The sequence below is a fragment of the Curtobacterium sp. NPDC089991 genome, assembly GCF_044748425.1.
In the GTDB taxonomy this organism is placed as follows: domain Bacteria; phylum Actinomycetota; class Actinomycetes; order Actinomycetales; family Microbacteriaceae; genus Curtobacterium.
In genome coordinates, this window is record NZ_JBIVGB010000003.1 from 501,808 (window position 1) to 519,711 (window position 17,904).

Here is a 17,904-nt window from a genome sequence, read left to right on the forward strand (position 1 = left end):
TGGTTGACTGGATCGCATGACTGACCTCAACAGCAAGCCCGAGTTCGACGCGCCCGAGGGCCCGGCCCCCACCGACCTCGTCATCACCGACATCGTCGAGGGCTCCGGCGAGGAAGCGTCCGCCGGCTCGACCGTCAAGGTGCACTACGCCGGCGTCGAGTACGAGACCGGCGAGGAGTTCGACAGCTCGTGGAACCGCGGTGAGCCCATCGACTTCCCGCTCGCAGCGCTCGTGCGCGGCTGGCAGGAGGGCATCCCCGGCATGAAGGTCGGCGGTCGCCGCAAGCTCGTCGTCCCGCCGGAGCTCGCCTACGGTCCCGCCGGTGGCGGCCACTTCCTGTCCGGCAAGACCCTGATCTTCGTGATCGACCTGCTCGGGGTGCGCTGATGCAGGTCGGTGCCCCGACCATCGAGCTGAACGACGGCCACCGGTTCCCGGAGCTCGGCCTCGGCACCTACGGCCTGAACGGCGACGAGGGTGCGGCCGCGGTCGGCACCGCGATCGCGAGCGGCTACCGGCTGCTCGACACGGCGCTGAACTACGGCAACGAGGACGCCGTCGGCCGTGCCGTCCGCGAGTCCGAGGTGGCACGCGAGGACCTCGTCGTCACGTCGAAGCTCCCCGGCCGCCACCACGGCTACGACGAGGCGCACCGCTCGATCGACGAGACCCTGGGCAACCTCGGGCTCGACCACGTCGACCTGTACCTGATCCACTGGCCGAACCCGTCGGTGGACAAGTTCGTCGACACCTGGAAGGCGTTCGTCGACCTGCGCGACAGCGGCAAGGTCCGCTCGATCGGCGTCTCGAACTTCACCCCGGAGCACCTGCGCCGCATCATCGACGCGACCGGTGTCGCACCGGCCGTGAACCAGGTCGAGCTGCACCCGTACTTCCCGCAGGCAGAACTGCGGAAGGTGCATCAGGAGCTCGGCATCGTGACCGAGAGCTGGAGCCCGCTCGCCGTCCGGTCGGAGCTCCTCACCGAGCAGCCGATCACCGACGCCGCAGCGGCCCACGGCGTGACCCCCGGCCAGGTCGTGCTGCGGTGGCACGTCCAGCTCGGTGCCGTGCCGGTGCCGAAGTCGGCCGACGCCACCCGGCAGCGCGAGAACCTCGACGTGTTCGGCTTCGAGCTGACCGACGCCGAGGTGCAGGCCATCTCCGGCCTCGAGCGCGGCCGACTCTGGGACGCAGACCCGGACACGCACGAAGAGATGTGACCGGCGACCCTTCGGGAACTGCGGGCCTCCAGCGGGCAGTACACTGGATTCCCCTCTTCCCGAAGGGTTGCGTGTGTCCGAACCGACCGAGATCGACCGCGAGCGCGGCTACGTGGACGGCCTCTTCCGCCGTCTCGACGAGCTGACCGCCGAGGCCGAGCAGCGTCTCGCCGAGACCCGTCGTCAGGCGGTCGGCGGGAACCACCAGAGCCGCAGCGAGCGCGACGCGTACGCCCGACTCTACGAAGACACCGTGGCGACGCTCGAGCGCGTGGGGGACCGTCTGGTCTTCGGCCGGCTCGAGGTTTCCGAGCCCGACAGCTCCGAGGACGCCTTCCGCTACATCGGCCGCGTGGGCCTGCGTGACGCCGACCACCGCCCGCTGCTGCTCGACTGGCGTGTGCCCGGTGCCAGCGCGTTCTACCAGGCCACCGCGGCGCACCCGATGGGGATGCGCTCGCGTCGCCACCTGTCGCTCGAGGGCCGCCGGGTCGTCGGCGTCGAGGACGAGGTGTTCGACGCTTCGCTCTACGACGACGAGCGCACCCACCTGCAGGGCGAGGGGGCGCTGCTGGCCGCGGTGACCGCCGAGCGCACCGGCCGGATGACCGACATCGTCGCCACCATCCAGGGCGAGCAGGACCGCATCATCCGCTCCCCGCTCGAGGGCGTGCTGATCGTGCAGGGCGGCCCCGGCACCGGCAAGACCGCCGTGGCGCTGCACCGTGCCGCGTACCTGCTGTACTCGTACCGCGAGCGGCTGCGGGGCTCCGGCGTCCTGATGGTCGGCCCGTCGCCGGCGTTCCTGACGTACATCGAACAGGTCCTGCCGTCGCTCGGCGAGACCGGCGTCGTCATGGCCTCGCTCGGTTCGCTCTACCCGGGGGTGCACGCGACGACGCACGACGCCCGCGACGTCGCCGCCGTGAAGGGCTCCGCGCAGACGGCCGCACTCCTGCGGCGCGCCGTGCGGTCCCGCCAGGTGGTGCCGACCGAGTCGGTGACGCTCGACGTCGAGGGCGAGCGGCTCGTGGTGACGCCGCAGCTCGTGGCCGACGCGATGAAGCGTGCCCAGGACCGCGGCAAGCCCCACAACGCCGCGCGCGTGACGTTCAACAAGCTCGCGCTCGACGCGATGACCCGGCTGCTCGCCGAACAGCTGCGCGAGCGTGGGACGACGGTCGACGAGGCCGACGAGAAGGTCCTGCGCGAGGACATCCGGAGCTCCTACGACGCCCGGGTGCTGCTCAACACCGCGTGGCTGCCGCTGCCCCCGGAGAAGTTCCTCGAGGACCTGTACGCCCGTCCGAACTGGCTCGCCTCGCTGACCCCGGACTGGACCCCGGAACGCCGTGCCCTGCTGCAGCGCGCACGCGGTGCTGCCTGGACGGTCGAGGACGTCCCCCTGCTCGACGAGGCAGCCGAACTGCTCGGCCCGTTCGACCCGACCGGCGGCGCCGCCAAGCGCGCGGCGAAGGCCAGCCGCAACCGTGACATCGAGAACGCCCGTCAGGCGATCGAGAACATGGGTGTCGAGGGGATCGTCACCGCCGAACAGGTCGCCGGCTCGTTCGCCGAGGGTGGCGACCCCCGCTCGACCGCGGAGCGCGCCGCCGACGACCGCGAGTGGACCTACGGGCACATCGTGGTCGACGAGGCGCAGGAGCTCTCGCCGATGCAGTGGCGCGTGCTCGCCCGCCGCAACCCGCTGCGCTCCTTCACGATCGTCGGCGACATGGCGCAGGGTTCCTCGCCCGGGGCCGCGCGCACCTGGGACGACGTGCTCGGCGCGCTCGCCCGCCGACGCCGTGGCCGGGCACCGCTCGTGCCGCTCGACCACCGCATCGAGCAGCTCACCGTGAACTACCGCACCCCGCGGTCGATCGTCGAGGCCGCCGGCGTCTTCGCCGACGGTGCCGGCCTGACCGTGACCCGCAACGAGGCCGTGCGCGACGGCGACCCCGTCGAGAGCGTCCGCGTCGCCCGCGCCGACCTGCTCGACACGGTCGTGTCGGTCGCCGACGCCGAACGGTCGCGGATCGGTGCCGGCACCATCGGCGTGATCGTCCCGGAGTCCGAGGTCGACGCCGTCCGGCAGCGGCTCGCGCGCACCGAGGCCGACGTGCGCGGGCTCGCCTCGCCGCACGCCGGGTCGCTCACGGTGCTGACGGGCGCGGACGCCAAGGGCCTCGAGTTCGACGGCGTGCTGCTCGTCGACCCCGACCGGGTCGGCGCCGACGCCGCGCGCCCGGCGGCCGCGGTCTACGTCGCGATGACCCGTCCGACGCGGCGCCTGACGGTCATCGACGTCGACTGAGGGGGCGCTCCGCGCATCGCGCGCGGCCACTTCGTGAGCAGAAATGGTCGAGTTCGCCGCGTGGAGGCGACCATTCCTGCTCACGATCCGCGGCGGTCCGGCCGGCGCGGTGCGGACGGGAGGCCCGTGGCGGCTCCGGCACGGGCCTGCCGTCTCAGGACGGGTCGCCTGCAGAGCGGACGCGCGCGACGAGGTCGGCCCACGCGCCGTCGAGACGGCGGCCCGGGATCGTCACGGTCGTGCGCTCGACGGTGATCGTCCACGTGAAGTCGTCGGGGACCGGCGGCCCGGCCGTCGCCGTCGCGGGGGTCCGGGGGAGCGCGTCGACGACATCGGACCACGCCGCGGGGTCGGCGCTCGTGTCGGTGTCGACCCGCCAGTGCCGCGTGGTACCGGCGAAGCCCCCGGAACGACGGACCTCGATGCGCATGCTCCCGACCGTACGCCGGTGCGTGGCGCTCGATCGTCTCAGTCGAGGACGCCGACCGTCCGCCAGGCATCCTGCACCGCGGTGTGCTCCGCGGAACCAGCGCCGAACCGGGACCCAGCGGCGTCGATCGTCACGGCGGCGAACCCGGCGAAGTCGATCGAGGCGGTGACGGCGTCCGAGGTCAGGGCGTCCCACCACACGGCACCGGCGCCCTGCCATGCGTACCCGCCGATCGCGGTCGCCGCCAGGAAGAACGCGTGGTTCGGGATGCCGGAGTTCGTGTGCACCCCACCGGCGTCGTCGGTCGTCACGACGAAGTCGGTCATCGTCGCGGGCTGCGGGTCCTTGCCGAGCACCGGGTCGTCGTAGGCGGTACCCGGGGCCCGCATCGAGCGCAGGGCGTCGCCGCGCACGGCATCGGTGAAGAGCCCCTCGCCGATGAGCCAGCTCGCCTGCTCGGCGGTCTGCCCGGCCGCGTACTGGGCGACGAGGGAGCCGAACACGTCGCTGATCGACTCGTTGAGCGCCCCGGCCTGCCCCTGGTAGGTCAGGTCGGCGGTGTACTGCGTGACACCGTGCGCCAGTTCGTGCCCGATGACGTCGAGCGCGATGGTGAAGCGCCGGAAGACCTCGTCGTCGCCGTCGCCGAACACCATCCGGCTGCCGTCCCAGTAGGCGTTGTCGTAGTCCTGCCCGAAGTGGACCGTGGCGTCGAGGGGGAGTCCGGCACCGTCGATCGACACCCGGCCGAAGACGTCGAGCCAGAAGGCGTGGGTCGCACCGAGGCCCGCGTACGCCTCGTCGACGGCCGCGTCACCGGTGTCGGGGTCGCCCTCGTGCCGGACGACCGCGCCGGGCAGGGTCGTCGTGCCGCGGGCGTCGGCGATCGTGCGCTGGGGCGACCGGTCGACGGTGCCACTGCCGCTGACACCGCGCGGGGCGACCAGGTGCTGGTGCTTCGGGCTCTGCACGAGCTCGAGCGACGCCAGTGCGGTGCGCGCGGCCGAGGCCGCCCGGGGGAACTCGGCCGCCTGGGCCACGGCGTGGAGCAGGTAGGGCGGGACGACGGAGCGCCGGCTGTCGGTCGGGGTCATGCGCTCATGCAACCACCGGGCACCGACACCCCGGCACCGGCTCAGTCGCGCTTGCGGTTCTCGACCAGGCCGAGCGCGTAGGACTCCCACCACTGCCCGGCGGCCGGTCCACCGTTGCACGTGCCGTCGCTGAGCCCCGGCGTCTTGACCCAGAGCAGGGCGTCGAGCCGGCTCGATCCGCCGGTGACGTGCGGGGCCTGGCCGAGACCCGCACCCTCGGGGTTGCACCACGTCCCGCGCCAGCCCTGACCGTTCCGGGAGACGTCGATGACGAAGTGCGGATCACCACCGATCGCGTCGGCGAGTTCGTCGGCGTAGGCGCGTTCCTGGTCGACCCGGTAGAAGTTCGACACGTTCGTGAAGAAGCCCTGCACCTCGTCGACACCCGCCTGCCGCAGCCAGTCGGCCATCGTCGCGGTCGGGACACGGTTCTCGTTGCCGCCGTCGAGGTACACCGTCAGTCCGTGCCCGGTCAGCGCGTCCACGGCCTTGCGGAGCAGGGGGAGTCGGGAGTCGCGGAGGCGCTCGCAGTTCTGGATCTGTGCGATCGCGTCCGGTTCGACGAGCACGACGGCCTTCGAACCGGCCATCGCGCGGACGGCGGACCGGACCCACGGCAGGTACGCGTCGTCGGTGGTGCCGCCCTTCGAGTAGCTGCCGCAGTCGCGGTCCGGCACGGTGTACAGCACGAACACCGGGGTGGCCCGCTGCTGCTCGGCGTTCCGGACGACGGTGCGGATCGTCGTGCGCGTCTCGGACCGCGAGGTGTTCGTGAGCCAGGTCGCGATCGGCTGGTCGGCGATGCGGGCGATCTGCGCCGCGGTGTCGTCGTGCCCGGCGGCGCGGGCCTGGCGCTCGCGGATGCCCGGCTGGTTCACGTCCGACGGCTGGTGCGCGAGGCCGCCGGGGAACGCCTGCTCCGCGGTCTTCCGCGTCACGACGTCCCGTCCGCTCTTCGGCGGGTCGGCATCCGGGCCGCCGCCGTGCGGCACGACGACCACGAGCGTCGTCACGACCGCCGCGACACCGACGACCGCGGCCGCGATCCACAGCCACTGACGTCGCGCGGACGCACGCTTCCCCTGGTGCTCCGGCATCCGGCGGTCCTCCCTGTTCGCACCCATGCTGACAGGTGCGGGGGAGTCCTGACCAGGACACCGGGGTGTTCGTTCAGGTCGGCCGACGGCTTCTGCCAGGAGCGCTCCAGCGACCCCGCAGGACGGTGTTGCAGAATACCGGGATGTTCCGTCGACTCCTCCTCCTCGCCGTGACCGCGGCGTACGCCTGGGTGATCTGGCGGATGACGCTGACCCCGCAGGTCTTCACCTCGGCGCAGAACTCGTTCGTGCTGCACGCGATCGCCTGGGTGCAGCAGCTGCCGCACGGCACCTGGTTCACGTACGAGCGCACCGAGTTCCTGGCCAACATCGCGATGTTCGTGCCGGTCGGCATGCTCGCCGCACTCTGGCTGCCGCGGCGCTGGTGGATCCTCGGGGCCCTGGTCGCGGTCGCCCTGTCGACCGGCATCGAGTTCGCGCAGGCCACCTACCTGCCCTACCGCGTCGCCGACCCCCGCGACGTGCTGTCGAACGGCCTCGGTGGACTGCTCGGCGCGACGCTCGTCGGACTCGTCCGCAGTCTGCTGCCGGCGCCCCGTCGTCGTCGCCTGCGCGCCAGGACCGCCTAGGACTCTGGTAGTCTTGCGCGGTTGCCGTCGAACGGCCGCGGACAAAGAGCGCTCGTGCATCAGGCACGGGCACCGCGCAACGGACTGAAAGGGGATCTACGCATGGCACTTGACGCGAAGGTCAAGCAGGAGATCATCGAAGAGTACGCGACCCACCCGGGCGACACCGGTTCCCCCGAGGTCCAGGTCGCCGTTCTGACGCGTCGTATCAACGACCTGAACGAGCACCTCAAGGAGCACAAGCACGACCACCACTCGCGTCGTGGTCTGCTGCTCATGGTCGGTCAGCGTCGCCGTCTCCTCGGTTACCTCTCCGACGTCGACATCGCCCGCTACCGTGCGCTCATCGAGCGCCTCGGCCTGCGACGCTAGTCGACGCCTCACGGCTTGACTGAACGCCCCGGTCCTCCTCGCGAGGACCGGGGCGTTCTCCGTTTCCGGGAATGGTTGCGCGCTGCGTGCGGTTCGGTACGATGTTCATGCAAACGCATCGAAAGTCGGGAACCACCATGACCACCATCGCCGTCGTCTCCGCCGGACTCTCCGAGCCCAGCTCCACCCGCCTGCTCGCCGACCGCCTGGGCGAGGCCGCCGTCGCCGCACTCGTCGCCGAGGGCACGCCCGCGCACGTCCTGCACGTCGAGCTCCGGCCGCTCGCGCACGAGATCACCGACGCGATGCTCACCGGCTTCGCGGCGCCCGCACTGTCCGCCGCCATGGCTGCAGTGGTCGAGGCCGACGCCGTCGTCTTCGTCACGCCGATCTTCACGGCCGGCGTCAGCGGTCTCGCGAAGTCGTTCCTCGACGTCCTCGACAAGGACGCGCTCGCCGACCTGCCCGTCCTGCTCGGCGCCACGGGCGGGACCTCGCGGCACTCGCTCGCCATCGACCACGCCCTGCGTCCGGTCTTCGCGTACCTCCGTGCAGCGGTGGTGCCGACCGGCGTGTTCGCCGCGACCGACGACTGGGGGAGCGACGGCGACGCCGCGGCCCTGGACGGACGCATCCGCCGGGCCGGAGCGGACCTGGCCTGGGCGATCCGGGCCTCCCGGCGGGCCCCGCAGGAAGCCGACGCGCTCCCCGCGACCGTGGACTTCGCGAGCCTGCTCGGCGGCCTCGGTCACTGACCCGGACCACTGACCCCGCGGCCCGCTCTTAGGCGGACCACAGGGTTCGTGGGGTCGGAGTGCGGCCGGCTGGCGGCTCGCTCATCGGTGCGCTCGGGAGCCTCGTCATGACGACGAGGAGGACCGATGGACACCAGAGGCAACGGCAAGCGATCCGCACGGGTCACGAGTGCGCTCGTGAGCCTGGGCGGACTCGCGGTCGCGACGGTCACGGGTGCGGGGCTGTGGTTCGGGCACGAGCAGGCCAGCACGACGACGACCGACACGTCCACGAGCACGAGCACCACGACGGACTCCGGTTCGGGTACCGGGACGTCGAGCGACGCCACCACCGACTCCGGGTCCTCGTCCTCCTCGTCGTCGAACGACTCGTCGACCGACTCGTCGACCGACAGCGGCACGAGCAGCAGCGACACCGGCGTCTCGCAGGGCACCACCGGTGGGTCGTCGGACACGACGACGACGGGATCGTGACCGTGCGCGCCGCCGCCGAGTGGGACCTCTGGACCACCACCGCCCGGGTCGTCCTCGCCCACCGCGACCGCCGCCACCTCGCCGCCGCCGAGTCCTGCGTCCGCGAGGTCACGGCCGCCGTCGACGCCGCGTGCAGCCGGTTCCGCGACGATTCCGAGCTCCTGTCCCGCGCCGACGACCTGGTGCGCGGCACCGAGGTCTCGCCGTTGCTGGCGACGCTCGTGCACCAGGCCGTCGACGCCGCACGGCTGTCCGACGGGGACGTCGACCCGACGCTCGGCCGACGGATGGTGTCCCTCGGGTACGACGCCGCGTTCGCCGACGCGCCACCGGTCCCGTCACCCGACGCCGTGGCCCGATCGCTCGACGACCGCCCGGCGTGGCAGCGGATCCTGCTGTCCGGCACGTTCCTGCGGGTCCCCGAGGGCGTCACGCTCGACCTCGGTGCCACGGCGAAGGCCGCCGCCGCGGACATGGCGGCCGCGAGCATCACCGCGCGGCTCGGCGTCGGTGCCCTCGTCTCGCTCGGCGGGGACGTCGCCACGGCCGGCCCGGACCCCTCCGGCGGCTGGCAGGTGCGTGTGCAGGACCTGGCGGACGACCCCGTCGACCACGTCCGCATCGCCTCCGGATGGTCCGTCGCGACCTCGAGCACGCAGAAGCGCCGCTGGGAGCAGGACGGGACCGCGCGGCACCACATCCTCGATCCGCGGTGGGGCCTGCCCGCCGACCCGGTGTGGCGGTCGGTGACGGTCGTCGCCCCCTCGTGCACCACCGCCAACACGATGACCACCGCCGCGGTCGTCCGGGGGCGCGGCGCCGTGGAGTGGCTCCGGCAGAGCGGTCGTGCGGCCCGGCTCGTCGCGGCCGACGGCTCGGTGCTGCGGCTCGGCGGCTGGCCGGAGGACCAGGCTGCCGACGGTGCCGTCACTGACACCTTGGACGGGGCGGACGCCGCCTGATGGACACCGCGCTCTGGGTGGTCGGCCGCGGCACGGGCGTCGCCGCCGTCGTGCTCCTGACCCTGACGGTCCTGCTCGGCATCGTGACCCGCGGCGGCCGACCGCTCCCCGGCCTGCCGCGGTTCGGCGTGCAGCTCGTGCACCGGGACGTCGCCCTCGCGTCCACCGTGTTCGTGGCCGTGCACGTGGTGACGCTGCTGCTCGACACCGAGGCCGAACTGCGCCTGTTGGACGCCGTCGTGCCGTTCGTCGGCGCGTACCGCTGGTTCTGGCTCGGGCTCGGCACCCTGGCGGTCGACCTGCTCGTGGTGCTCGTCGTCACGGGGATGCTCCGCCGGGTGATCGGTCCGCGGGTGTTCCGCGCCGTGCACTGGGCCGCCTACGCCATGTGGCCGATCGCGATGGCGCACGCGATCGGCACCGGGACCGACGGCACCTCCGCCTGGTTCCTGGTGGTCGCCGGGGTCTGCGCCGCCGCGGTCCTCGGCGCCGTGGCCTGGCGCTGCACGGCCGGCGTCACCGCGTTCCGTCCGACCCCGAAGGAGGCCCTCCGATGACCCTGGCCCACCCGCTCACCGTGCCACCACCGACCGGCACGCAGCGACTCCTCGCCGCCCCCGGCCCAGGGCTCGACGCCCATCACCGCACGCACGGGCCGCTGCCGCACGTGGGGCCCGGGATCATCGACGAGATCGGTCTCGCCGGGGTCGACGGCCGCGGCGGAGCCGGGTTCCCGCTCGCCCGCAAGCTCGACGCCGTGGCGGGCCGGACCCGGCGCGGAGGCCGCGGTGCCCCCATCGTCATCGCCAACGGTGCCGAGGGGGAACCCGCCAGTCGCAAGGACGCCGTCCTGCTCGAACGCGCACCGCACCTGGTGCTCGACGGCATCGTCGTCGCGGCGCTCGCGATCGGTGCGACCGAGGCCGTGGTCGCCACGAGCGCGCGGCTCGCCGACCGGGTCCGGCAGGCACTCGCTGAACGCACCGACGGCCGGCGCGGCACCGGCACCGACCCGGTCGCCATCGAGGTCCGTGCTCTGCCCCACACCACCTTCGTCGCCGGGCAGGCCACGGCGCTCGCCTCGGCCGTCGCCGGAGGACGCGGCCTTCCGGAGGACCGCGTCGTGCGGCTCGCCGACCGTGGCCCGAGCGGTCGGCCGACCCTCGTGTCGAACGTCGAGACCCTCGCCCAGGCAGCACTCGTCGCACGGTACGGGGCGGCGTGGGCGCGGAGCGTCGGCAGCGCGAGTGCTCCCGGCACCCGTCTCGTGACGGTCAGCGACGTGACCGACCCGGGCGGTGCCGTGGTGCTGGAGACCGCCGGGGGTGCGCCGCTCGGGCAGCTGCTGGGGGCCTCCCGGCTACCGGCGGCCGACCCTCGACGGACGCGAGCCGTCCTGCTCGGCGGGTGGGGCGGCACCTGGGTGCCGGCCGCAGCGCTCGACGCGCCCCTCGACGTCGACGGGCTCGCACCGTGGGGTGCGGCGCTCGGGGCGGGCGTGCTGGCCGTGCTCGACGACCGCACCTGTCCGGTCGGGGTCACCGCAGGCCTCGCCGCGGCACTCGCCGGGGCGTCCGCCGGCCGCTGCGGGCCGTGCGTGAACGGGTTGCCGCGGATCGCCGACGTGGTCGCCGACCTGGCCTCCGGGCGTCGGGCGGGCGACCTGGCCGGCGAGGTCCGGCGGATCGCTGCCCTGGTCGACGGACGCGGGGCCTGCCACCACCCGGACGGCGTCGCGCGGATGGTGCGGAGCGCCCTCGACGTGTTCCACGACGACGTGCAGGCGCACCTGCGGGGCGCGTGCCTGGTCGGGGGACGACGGTGAGCGGCGCACCGGGCGGTGCAACCGCCGCCGGTCCCGTCGTGCTGCACGTCGACTGGACCCGCTGCCGGGGACGCGGCCTGTGCACCGAACTCTTCGCCGAGCGGCTGGCGCGCGACGAGTGGGGCTACCCGATCGCGCGGGACGGCGGCGGCACCCGCGACGTGCCGGTGCGGCCGGACGAACGCGCCGCCGCTGCGGACGCGGTGGCGATGTGCCCGCTGCAGGCACTGCGAATGGTGGAGCAGTGAGCGGTCGTGCTCAGTACCAGTGCGGGTTGACACTCATCTCGTGGCCCCACGCACCGCACGGCGACCCGTACGCGCTCTTGATGTAGGCGAGTCCCCAGTTGATCTGCGTGTTCGCGTTCGTCCGCCAGTCCGCCCCGGCCGCCGACATCTTGTCAGCGGGCAGGGACTGCGGGATGCCGTAGGCGCCGCTCGAGGCGTTCAGCGCGTTCGCCCGCCAGCCGGACTCCTGCGTCCACAGCGACACCAGGCAGGAGAACTGGTCGTCGCCCCATCCGTACGAGCCCAGGGCGCTCCGCGCGTAGGCCTGCGCGGCCGCGGGGTCCACCACGACACCGCCGGTGCTCGGGTAGCTCGTGCCCCCGCCGCCACCGGCGCTGGTGCTCCCGCCGCTACCGGTGTCGGCGCTCGCCGAGGCTGCTGCCGCCGCCTGTGCCGCGGCGGCCGCCGCACGCTTGCGCTGCTGTTCGGCCTTCTGCGCCGCGACCTTCTGCCCGAGCTCGTACCCGGCGGCCTGCTTCGCGGTGGTGTCCCGGAGCGACGCGAGCTGCGCGTACAGCTCGTCGCTGTGCTGCTCGGTCGACTCGACCGCGGCGTTCGCCACGGCCTCGGCGGACTTCGCCGCCGCGGACCGTTCCTCGGCCGCCTGCGCACGCGTCGCGCGTTCGGTCTCGGCGCGTTCGGCCTGTTCGTGCAGTGACGATGCCGTGCCGGCCGCGACGGACGCCTCGTCCATCACGCCGGACCACGTGGACGACAGCTGGTCGAGGGCGCCCAGCTGGTAGAGCAGCTGGTCGGGGTTCCCCGCGGTCGCGATCCGGGTGGTCATCTGGTTCGTGCTGCCGTCGCGGTACAGGTTCGCCGCCAGCTGCCCGGCGCGTGTCTGCGCACGCTCGGCCGTCTCGGACGCGCGGTGCGCCTGGGCCTGGAGGCTCGTGGCGGCCTGGGTGGCCTCCGCCAGCTCCGCCTCGGCCGCGTCCGCCTTCGACGAGGCCGTCAGCGCGGCCTGCGACTTCGCCGCTGCTTCGTCCTGCGCCGACTGCAGCGCAGCCTGCACCTTGGTCACCTCGGCGCGCTTGGCGGTCTCGTTCCCCTTGGCCTGCTGCACGTCCTGCCAGGTCGGGTACTCCGTCGCGGACGCCGGGACAGCGGTGAGGACCGGGGCGACGAGCGCGCCGACGACCACGGCGGCCGCGACGAGCACGCCCCGCGAGGGGGTGAGACGCATGGCAGCAGGTTACCGAGGGTCGCCCGGCCGTCAGCGAGCCGCGCCGCCGATTCCCTGTGGACTGGTAAAGTCCATCGTGTCCGAGGACCGTTTCCCCGGATGTTCGACACAACACTGCGCAGGCCGGGCACGGAGCTGGTCATCGGTGGTGGCTCGCGGGCCGGAACGGTTTCCCGAGTGCTTCTACTGCTGGCCAGACATGCGTCCGGAACGATCGGCGCGCACGCACCATCGAGTGCCGTCGCCACGGCCTGCCGAACACACATCAAGGAGGCACCCTTTTGGAGGGTCCCGAGATCAAGTTCGCCGAAGCCGTCATCGACAACGGCAAGTACGGCAAGCGCACCGTCCGGTTCGAGACCGGTCGGCTCGCACAGCAGGCGCAGGGCGCGGTCGCCGCGTACCTCGACGAGGAAACGATGCTCCTCTCGGCCACCAGCGCCGGCAAGCACCCGCGTGAAGGATTCGACTTCTTCCCGCTGACCGTCGACGTCGAGGAGCGCTCCTACGCCGCCGGCAAGATCCCCGGTTCGTTCTTCCGCCGCGAAGGCCGCCCGTCGACCGAGGCCATCCTGGTCTGCCGACTCATCGACCGGCCGCTGCGCCCGTCGTTCGTCGACGGCCTGCGCAACGAGGTCCAGATCGTCATCACCGTCCTGAGCATCGCTCCGGACGAGTTCTACGACGCGCTGGCCATCAACGCCGCGTCCGCGTCGACGCAGATCTCCGGTCTGCCGTTCTCCGGCCCGATCGCCGGTGTGCGCCTCGCGCTGATCGGCGAACAGTGGGTCGCGTTCCCGAAGGCATCGCAGCTCGCCGACGCCGTCTTCGACCTCACGGTCGCCGGCCGTGTCGTCACCGACGAGGCGGGCAACGAGGACGTCGCGATCATGATGGTCGAGGCTGAGGCGACCGAGCACGCCTGGGACCTCATCCAGGGCGGCGCCACCAAGCCCGACGAGGCCGTCGTCGCGCAGGGTCTCGAGGCGGCCAAGCCGTTCCTCAAGTCCCTCGTCGACGCCCAGGCGAAGCTCGCCGCGCAGTCCGCCAAGGAGATCCAGGACTACCCGGTCTTCCCGCCGTACGCGCCCGAGGTCTACTCGGCAGTCGAGGCCATCGCGCTCTCCGAGCTCGGTGACGTCTACAAGATCGCCGCCAAGACCGAGCGCCAGGACGCCGACGACGCACTCAAGTCGCGCGTCAAGGAGGCCATCGCGTCGAAGGTGTCGGCGGGCGAACTGCCCGACGTCGCCAACTCGCAGGTCAGCGCCGCGTACAAGTCGGTCACGAAGAAGGTCGTCCGCGGCCGCATCCTGACCGAGCAGGTCCGCATGGACGGTCGCGGCCTCGCCGACATCCGTCCGCTCGACGCCGAGGTCGCCGTGATCCCGCGCGTCCACGGTTCGGCGATCTTCCAGCGCGGCGAGACGCAGATCCTCGGCGTCACCACGCTGAACATGCTCAAGATGGAGCAGCAGATCGACTCGCTGTCGCCCGTCACGAAGAAGCGCTACCTGCACCACTACAACTTCCCGCCCTACTCGACCGGTGAGACCGGCCGTGTGGGTTCGCCGAAGCGTCGCGAGATCGGGCACGGCTTCCTCGCCGAGCGCGCCCTCGTGCCGGTGCTGCCGACGCGTGAAGAGTTCCCGTACGCCATCCGTCAGGTCTCCGAGGCGCTCAGCTCCAACGGCTCGACCTCGATGGGTTCCGTCTGCGCCTCGACCCTCTCGCTGCTCAACGCCGGTGTGCCCCTCAAGGCCCCGGTCGCCGGCATCGCGATGGGCCTGGTGTCCGACACCGTCGACGGTCAGACCCGCTACGCGGCGCTGACCGACATCCTCGGTGCGGAAGACGCCCTCGGCGACATGGACTTCAAGGTCGCCGGTACCTCGGAGTTCGTCACCGCGATCCAGCTCGACACCAAGCTCGACGGCATCCCGTCGACGGTGCTCGACGCGGCGCTGAAGCAGGCCAAGGAGGCCCGCTCGGCCATCCTCGGTGTGCTGAACGAGGCGATCGACGCCCCCGACGAGATGGCGGACACCGCTCCTCGCGTCATCTCGGTGCAGATCCCCGTCGACAAGATCGGCGAGCTGATCGGCCCGAAGGGCAAGACGATCAACGGCATCCAGGACGAGACCGGTGCCGACATCTCGATCGAGGACAACGGCACCGTCTACATCGGTGCCGTCGACGGACCGTCGGCCGAGGCCGCTCGTGCGTCGGTCAACGCGATCGCGAACCCGACCAACCCGGAGATCGGGGACCAGTTCCTCGGCACCGTCGTGAAGATCGCCACGTTCGGCGCCTTCGTGTCGCTGCTCCCGGGCCGTGACGGTCTGCTCCACGTCTCCGAGGTGCGCAAGCTCGCCGGTGGCAAGCGTGTGGAGAACGTCGAGGACGTCCTGGGCGTCGGCCAGAAGGTCCTGGTCGAGGTCACCAAGGTGGACGACCGCGGCAAGCTGTCGCTCGCGCCGGTCGTCGCCGAGGAGTCGGACACCGACTCCAGCGGCGCCCGCGAGGAGTCGACGGACGCCACCGTCTGATCCACCCCTGGCACACGAACGGCCGTCGTCCCTTCCGGGGCGGCGGCCGTTCGCTGTTGCGGGGTCAGGCGGCGGGGGTCTCCTGCGTGCCGACGAGCTGCGCGCGGCCGAGCAGGTGCTCGCGCAGCACGAACCCGACGACCGCGGGGGTCGCGTCGGCCGGCGCCTCGAGCAGCGGCACGTCGAGGGCGCTCAGCGTGAAGAAGTAGCGGTGCACGCCGTGGCCCGCGGGCGGAGCGGCGCCGAGGAACGTGTCGGTGCCGAACTCGTTGCGGCGGCGCAGGGCCTCCGCCGGCAGCAGGGCGTCGTCGGTACCGGCGCCGGCGGGCAGCGAGGTCGCCGAGCCCGGGATGTCGGTCAGGCTCCAGTGCCAGAAGCCCGAACCGGTCGGGGCGTCGGGGTCGTACACGGTGAGCACGAAGCTCTTCGTGCCCTCGGGAGCGCCGGACCACTCGAGTGCGGGGGAGCGGTCCTCACCACCGGCGTCGGTGCCGCGCGCCGAGGTCGGCAGCTCGCCGCCGTCCGTGAAGTCGGGGCTGGTCAGGGTGAACGAGGGGACCTCGGGGAGGTTCCAGTTGGGGTCGTTGGCCATGTCCCCAGCCAACACCCGCAGCCTCGGCGGCCGCCCGACGCGGCGGCCCGACGCGACCGCCCGACGCGGCCGCCCGGTGCGGTGACCCTGTCCGAACTCCGCCGAATGACCGGGAACGGTGGAGGCACCCCCCTGTTCGGGGGTATCTTCGCCGCACGATCGACCATCCCGCCGATCGCGGCTCGACCGACCCGTTTCCCTGCAGCGTCGGTGGGGTCCCGTGCTGCCAGCACGACATGAGGACAACGATGTTCGACAAGCGTTTCATCCACCACGCCATCGATCGCAGCGCCGAGAACGCGCTCGACCGACGACGGTTCTTCGCAGCCGCCGGCGTCGCCGGCGCCTCAGCCGGCATCGCCGCGCTCGGCTCGTCGGTGCTCACCACCGACCGCGCCGCCGCCACCCCGGAAGAGGACGGTGCCGTCTCCGACGCCGCCATCCTCAACTTCGCCCTGAACCTCGAGTACCTCGAGGCCGAGTTCTACCTGCGTGCCGTGTTCGGCGCGGGCCTCGCCGACAGCATGATCACCGGCATCGACCCGCAGGGGCCGGTGATCGGTGGCAAGAAGGTACCGTTCAAGACCGCGGCCATCCGCGGCATCGCCACCGAGATCGCGAACGACGAGCGCGCGCACGTGGCGTTCCTCCGATCCGCCCTCGGCGGTGCGACGGTCTCACGTCCGAAGATCGACCTCGTGTCGAGCTTCACCGCGGCGGCGCGCGCTGCGGGTGTGGTCGGCCCGACCGGCACCTTCGACCCGTTCGCCAGCGAGGAGAACTTCCTGCTCGGGGCGTACATCTTCGAGGACGTCGGGGTCACCGCCTACAAGGGAGCCGCGCCGCTCATCACCAGCAAGACGTACCTCAGTGCCGCGGCGGGCATCCTCGCCGTCGAGGCCTACCACGCCGGGATCATCCGGTCGAAGCTCTCGGACAAGGGGTTGCAGGTGCCGGCGAACAAGATCTCCGACGCCCGTGACTCGCTCGACGGTCCGACCGACGACGACCAGGGTGTGACGACCCGGTCGGGAGCGGTGAACCTCGTGCCGACGGACTCGAACTCGCTCGCCTACGGCCGCACCGCGGAGCGTGTCCTGAACGTGGTGTTCCTGAACCCGAACCAGATCGACAAGGGCGGGTTCTTCCCGGACGGCGTCAACGGCTCCATCGTCTCGAGCGGCAACCCCGGGAGCGCCACCGGACCGGCCTGATCCGCGCGACGCGACCGGTCGCGGTGAGCGCGACCACAGTGCGGACGGGAGGCACGGTGCCAGCTGGCACCGTGCCTCCCGTCCGCTCGTGGTCGCGCCGGGCTCGCGCCGACGGCTGACGCGACAATGTCGACGTCGTACGACGTCGAGGATGTCGTTCCTGCGCGCCTGCAACTGGTGCGGCCGCGGTGGAGCGACAAGGCCGACGTCGTACGACATCGACGAAGTCGTTCGGGGTCGGCGGGGCGTCAGCGGGGCGTCAGCCGGGCGTCAGGCGGCGAGGACGCGGTCGACGACGCGACCGAGCGCTGCTGTCGCCGCGATGGCGTCACCGGCGTAGGCGCCGGCCATCGCACCGTCGCGCGCGAGCATGAGCTCGTCGGCACCGTCGCCCGGCAGCTGGTGGCCGGACTCCTGCAGCAGGGTGGCGAGCCGGTCGGTGTACCAGTCGCGGTGGGTGGCGACCACCTCGCGCACGGGGTCGCGGGGGTCGTGGTACTCGGCGGCGGCGTTGAGGAACGCGCACCCGCGGAAGTCGGGGTCGTTGACCTCGTCCGCCAGGGCCGCGACCCACGCGCGGACCGCTGCGGCGGAGGAGCCGGCGTCGGTGACGAGCTGTTCCAGGCGTTCCTGCACGCGCTCGTGCTGCGTACGGATGTAGGCGAGGATCAGGTTGTCCTTCGACCCGTAGTGCTTGTAGAACGTCGCCTTCGTGACGCTCGCCTCGGAGATGAGGCGGTCGACGCCGACGCTGTGGATGCCCTCTTCGTAGAAGAGTCGCGTGGCCGTCTCGAGGATGCGGACCTTCGCGCCGCCGGAGCGGGGAGTCGGGGGGACGCTCGACCCGTCCGGCGACGCGAGGTTCGTGCTCGGACCAGGGAGACGCTGGACGGCCGGTTGGGGGGAATCGACCGTCACAGCGTGGCTCCTTGGTTC

At 72.3% G+C, this 17,904-nt stretch carries 19 protein-coding genes; 13 read left to right on the top strand and 6 right to left on the bottom strand.

Features of this window, described 5'->3' with window-relative positions:
* Window positions 1–16 precede the first annotated feature (16 nt).
* From ACIPV1_RS11655 to ACIPV1_RS11665, 3 genes are all read left to right on the top strand, one after another.
* A complete protein-coding gene (locus ACIPV1_RS11655; RefSeq protein WP_123293932.1) occupies window positions 17–388 on the top strand; it encodes an FKBP-type peptidyl-prolyl cis-trans isomerase in 372 nt (123 codons plus the stop codon).
* Window positions 388–1,224: an aldo/keto reductase gene (locus ACIPV1_RS11660; protein ID WP_131878600.1), complete on the top strand. Its 837-nt coding sequence runs from the start codon at window positions 388–390 to the stop codon at window positions 1,222–1,224. Before ACIPV1_RS11655 ends, ACIPV1_RS11660 begins: the two co-directional genes overlap by 1 nt.
* Window positions 1,225–1,297: 73 nt before the next feature.
* Window positions 1,298–3,541: a HelD family protein gene (locus ACIPV1_RS11665; RefSeq protein ID WP_402726413.1), complete on the top strand. Its 2,244-nt coding sequence runs from the start codon at window positions 1,298–1,300 to the stop codon at window positions 3,539–3,541.
* A 154-nt stretch (window positions 3,542–3,695) separates the two neighbouring features.
* Here ACIPV1_RS11665 and ACIPV1_RS11670 read toward each other — a convergent pair whose 3' ends face one another.
* Genes ACIPV1_RS11670 through ACIPV1_RS11680 form a run of 3 tightly spaced genes read right to left on the bottom strand, consistent with a single transcriptional unit; the run spans window position 3,696 to window position 6,162 of the window.
* Window positions 3,696–3,971 carry a protealysin inhibitor emfourin gene (locus tag ACIPV1_RS11670; protein ID WP_131878604.1) on the bottom strand — a complete coding sequence of 92 codons (276 nt, stop codon included), beginning with the start codon at window positions 3,969–3,971 and terminating at the stop codon, window positions 3,696–3,698.
* A gap of 38 nt (window positions 3,972–4,009) precedes the next feature.
* Window positions 4,010–5,065: a M4 family metallopeptidase gene (locus ACIPV1_RS11675; RefSeq protein ID WP_402726414.1), complete on the bottom strand. Its 1,056-nt coding sequence runs from the start codon at window positions 5,063–5,065 to the stop codon at window positions 4,010–4,012.
* Window positions 5,066–5,106: 41 nt separating this feature from the next.
* Window positions 5,107–6,162: a glycoside hydrolase family 6 protein gene (locus ACIPV1_RS11680; protein ID WP_402726415.1), complete on the bottom strand. Its 1,056-nt coding sequence runs from the start codon at window positions 6,160–6,162 to the stop codon at window positions 5,107–5,109.
* A gap of 143 nt (window positions 6,163–6,305) precedes the next feature.
* Between ACIPV1_RS11680 and ACIPV1_RS11685 the strand changes: the two genes are divergently transcribed.
* From ACIPV1_RS11685 to ACIPV1_RS11720, 8 genes are all read left to right on the top strand, one after another.
* The gene (locus ACIPV1_RS11685; RefSeq protein ID WP_123293926.1) at window positions 6,306–6,752 is read left to right on the top strand and encodes a VanZ family protein; all 447 of its coding nucleotides are present in this window, start codon (window positions 6,306–6,308) and stop codon (window positions 6,750–6,752) included.
* Window positions 6,753–6,854: 102 nt separating this feature from the next.
* On the top strand, window positions 6,855–7,124 hold the full coding sequence (gene rpsO / locus ACIPV1_RS11690; RefSeq protein WP_070416523.1) for a 30S ribosomal protein S15: 270 nt from the start codon (window positions 6,855–6,857) through the stop codon (window positions 7,122–7,124).
* A gap of 137 nt (window positions 7,125–7,261) precedes the next feature.
* Complete coding sequence (locus tag ACIPV1_RS11695; RefSeq protein ID WP_123293925.1) at window positions 7,262–7,879, top strand: CE1759 family FMN reductase; 618 nt, start codon at window positions 7,262–7,264, stop codon at window positions 7,877–7,879.
* Between the two features lie 126 nt (window positions 7,880–8,005).
* The gene (locus tag ACIPV1_RS11700; protein WP_402726416.1) at window positions 8,006–8,353 is read left to right on the top strand and encodes a hypothetical protein; all 348 of its coding nucleotides are present in this window, start codon (window positions 8,006–8,008) and stop codon (window positions 8,351–8,353) included.
* Window positions 8,350–9,315, top strand: coding sequence for an FAD:protein FMN transferase (locus tag ACIPV1_RS11705; protein ID WP_402726417.1), 966 nt, complete (start codon window positions 8,350–8,352; stop codon window positions 9,313–9,315). Before ACIPV1_RS11700 ends, ACIPV1_RS11705 begins: the two co-directional genes overlap by 4 nt.
* Window positions 9,315–9,872, top strand: a complete 558-nt coding sequence (locus ACIPV1_RS11710) for a ferric reductase-like transmembrane domain-containing protein (RefSeq protein WP_248704562.1) — start codon at window positions 9,315–9,317, stop codon at window positions 9,870–9,872. The genes ACIPV1_RS11705 and ACIPV1_RS11710 overlap by 1 nt, the downstream gene beginning before the upstream one ends.
* Window positions 9,869–11,140, top strand: coding sequence for an NADH-ubiquinone oxidoreductase-F iron-sulfur binding region domain-containing protein (locus ACIPV1_RS11715; protein WP_402726418.1), 1,272 nt, complete (start codon window positions 9,869–9,871; stop codon window positions 11,138–11,140). Before ACIPV1_RS11710 ends, ACIPV1_RS11715 begins: the two co-directional genes overlap by 4 nt.
* 38 nt (window positions 11,141–11,178) lie before the next feature.
* Complete coding sequence (locus tag ACIPV1_RS11720) at window positions 11,179–11,388, top strand: ferredoxin (protein ID WP_248704560.1); 210 nt, start codon at window positions 11,179–11,181, stop codon at window positions 11,386–11,388.
* 10 nt (window positions 11,389–11,398) lie between these two features.
* Here the strand turns inward: ACIPV1_RS11720 and ACIPV1_RS11725 are convergent, their stop codons facing one another.
* Complete coding sequence (locus ACIPV1_RS11725; protein ID WP_402726419.1) at window positions 11,399–12,613, bottom strand: coiled-coil domain-containing protein; 1,215 nt, start codon at window positions 12,611–12,613, stop codon at window positions 11,399–11,401.
* 281 nt (window positions 12,614–12,894) lie between these two features.
* Between ACIPV1_RS11725 and ACIPV1_RS11730 the strand changes: the two genes are divergently transcribed.
* Entirely contained in the window at window positions 12,895–15,162 is a 2,268-nt protein-coding gene (locus ACIPV1_RS11730) for a polyribonucleotide nucleotidyltransferase (RefSeq protein ID WP_402726420.1), read from the top strand.
* 64 nt (window positions 15,163–15,226) lie between these two features.
* On the opposite strand, the gene ACIPV1_RS11735 is transcribed toward ACIPV1_RS11730, so the two are convergent.
* Window positions 15,227–15,754 carry a YbhB/YbcL family Raf kinase inhibitor-like protein gene (locus tag ACIPV1_RS11735; RefSeq protein WP_123313522.1) on the bottom strand — a complete coding sequence of 176 codons (528 nt, stop codon included), beginning with the start codon at window positions 15,752–15,754 and terminating at the stop codon, window positions 15,227–15,229.
* Between the two features lie 248 nt (window positions 15,755–16,002).
* Here ACIPV1_RS11735 and ACIPV1_RS11740 point away from each other — a divergent pair, with 248 nt between their 5' ends.
* Complete coding sequence (locus ACIPV1_RS11740) at window positions 16,003–16,968, top strand: ferritin-like domain-containing protein (RefSeq protein WP_131878622.1); 966 nt, start codon at window positions 16,003–16,005, stop codon at window positions 16,966–16,968.
* 270 nt (window positions 16,969–17,238) lie between these two features.
* Here ACIPV1_RS11740 and ACIPV1_RS11745 read toward each other — a convergent pair whose 3' ends face one another.
* A complete protein-coding gene (locus ACIPV1_RS11745) occupies window positions 17,239–17,886 on the bottom strand; it encodes a TetR/AcrR family transcriptional regulator (RefSeq protein ID WP_123341038.1) in 648 nt (215 codons plus the stop codon).
* Window positions 17,887–17,904: the final 18 nt, after the last annotated feature.

What these genes read in the sequence shown, in the direction of transcription:
- ACIPV1_RS11655 (WP_123293932.1), top strand. Translation starts at nt 17, where the DNA reads ATGACTGACCTCAACAGCAAGCCCGAGTTCGACGCGCCCGAGGGCCCG.
- ACIPV1_RS11660 (WP_131878600.1), top strand. Translation starts at nt 388, where the DNA reads ATGCAGGTCGGTGCCCCGACCATCGAGCTGAACGACGGCCACCGGTTC.
- ACIPV1_RS11670 (WP_131878604.1), bottom strand. Translation starts at nt 3,971, where the DNA reads ATGCGCATCGAGGTCCGTCGTTCCGGGGGCTTCGCCGGTACCACGCGG.
- ACIPV1_RS11675 (WP_402726414.1), bottom strand. Translation starts at nt 5,065, where the DNA reads ATGACCCCGACCGACAGCCGGCGCTCCGTCGTCCCGCCCTACCTGCTC.
- ACIPV1_RS11680 (WP_402726415.1), bottom strand. Translation starts at nt 6,162, where the DNA reads ATGCCGGAGCACCAGGGGAAGCGTGCGTCCGCGCGACGTCAGTGGCTG.
- ACIPV1_RS11685 (WP_123293926.1), top strand. Translation starts at nt 6,306, where the DNA reads ATGTTCCGTCGACTCCTCCTCCTCGCCGTGACCGCGGCGTACGCCTGG.
- rpsO (WP_070416523.1), top strand. Translation starts at nt 6,855, where the DNA reads ATGGCACTTGACGCGAAGGTCAAGCAGGAGATCATCGAAGAGTACGCG.
- ACIPV1_RS11695 (WP_123293925.1), top strand. Translation starts at nt 7,262, where the DNA reads ATGACCACCATCGCCGTCGTCTCCGCCGGACTCTCCGAGCCCAGCTCC.
- ACIPV1_RS11700 (WP_402726416.1), top strand. Translation starts at nt 8,006, where the DNA reads ATGGACACCAGAGGCAACGGCAAGCGATCCGCACGGGTCACGAGTGCG.
- ACIPV1_RS11710 (WP_248704562.1), top strand. Translation starts at nt 9,315, where the DNA reads ATGGACACCGCGCTCTGGGTGGTCGGCCGCGGCACGGGCGTCGCCGCC.
- ACIPV1_RS11715 (WP_402726418.1), top strand. Translation starts at nt 9,869, where the DNA reads ATGACCCTGGCCCACCCGCTCACCGTGCCACCACCGACCGGCACGCAG.
- ACIPV1_RS11725 (WP_402726419.1), bottom strand. Translation starts at nt 12,613, where the DNA reads ATGCGTCTCACCCCCTCGCGGGGCGTGCTCGTCGCGGCCGCCGTGGTC.
- ACIPV1_RS11735 (WP_123313522.1), bottom strand. Translation starts at nt 15,754, where the DNA reads ATGGCCAACGACCCCAACTGGAACCTCCCCGAGGTCCCCTCGTTCACC.
- ACIPV1_RS11740 (WP_131878622.1), top strand. Translation starts at nt 16,003, where the DNA reads ATGTTCGACAAGCGTTTCATCCACCACGCCATCGATCGCAGCGCCGAG.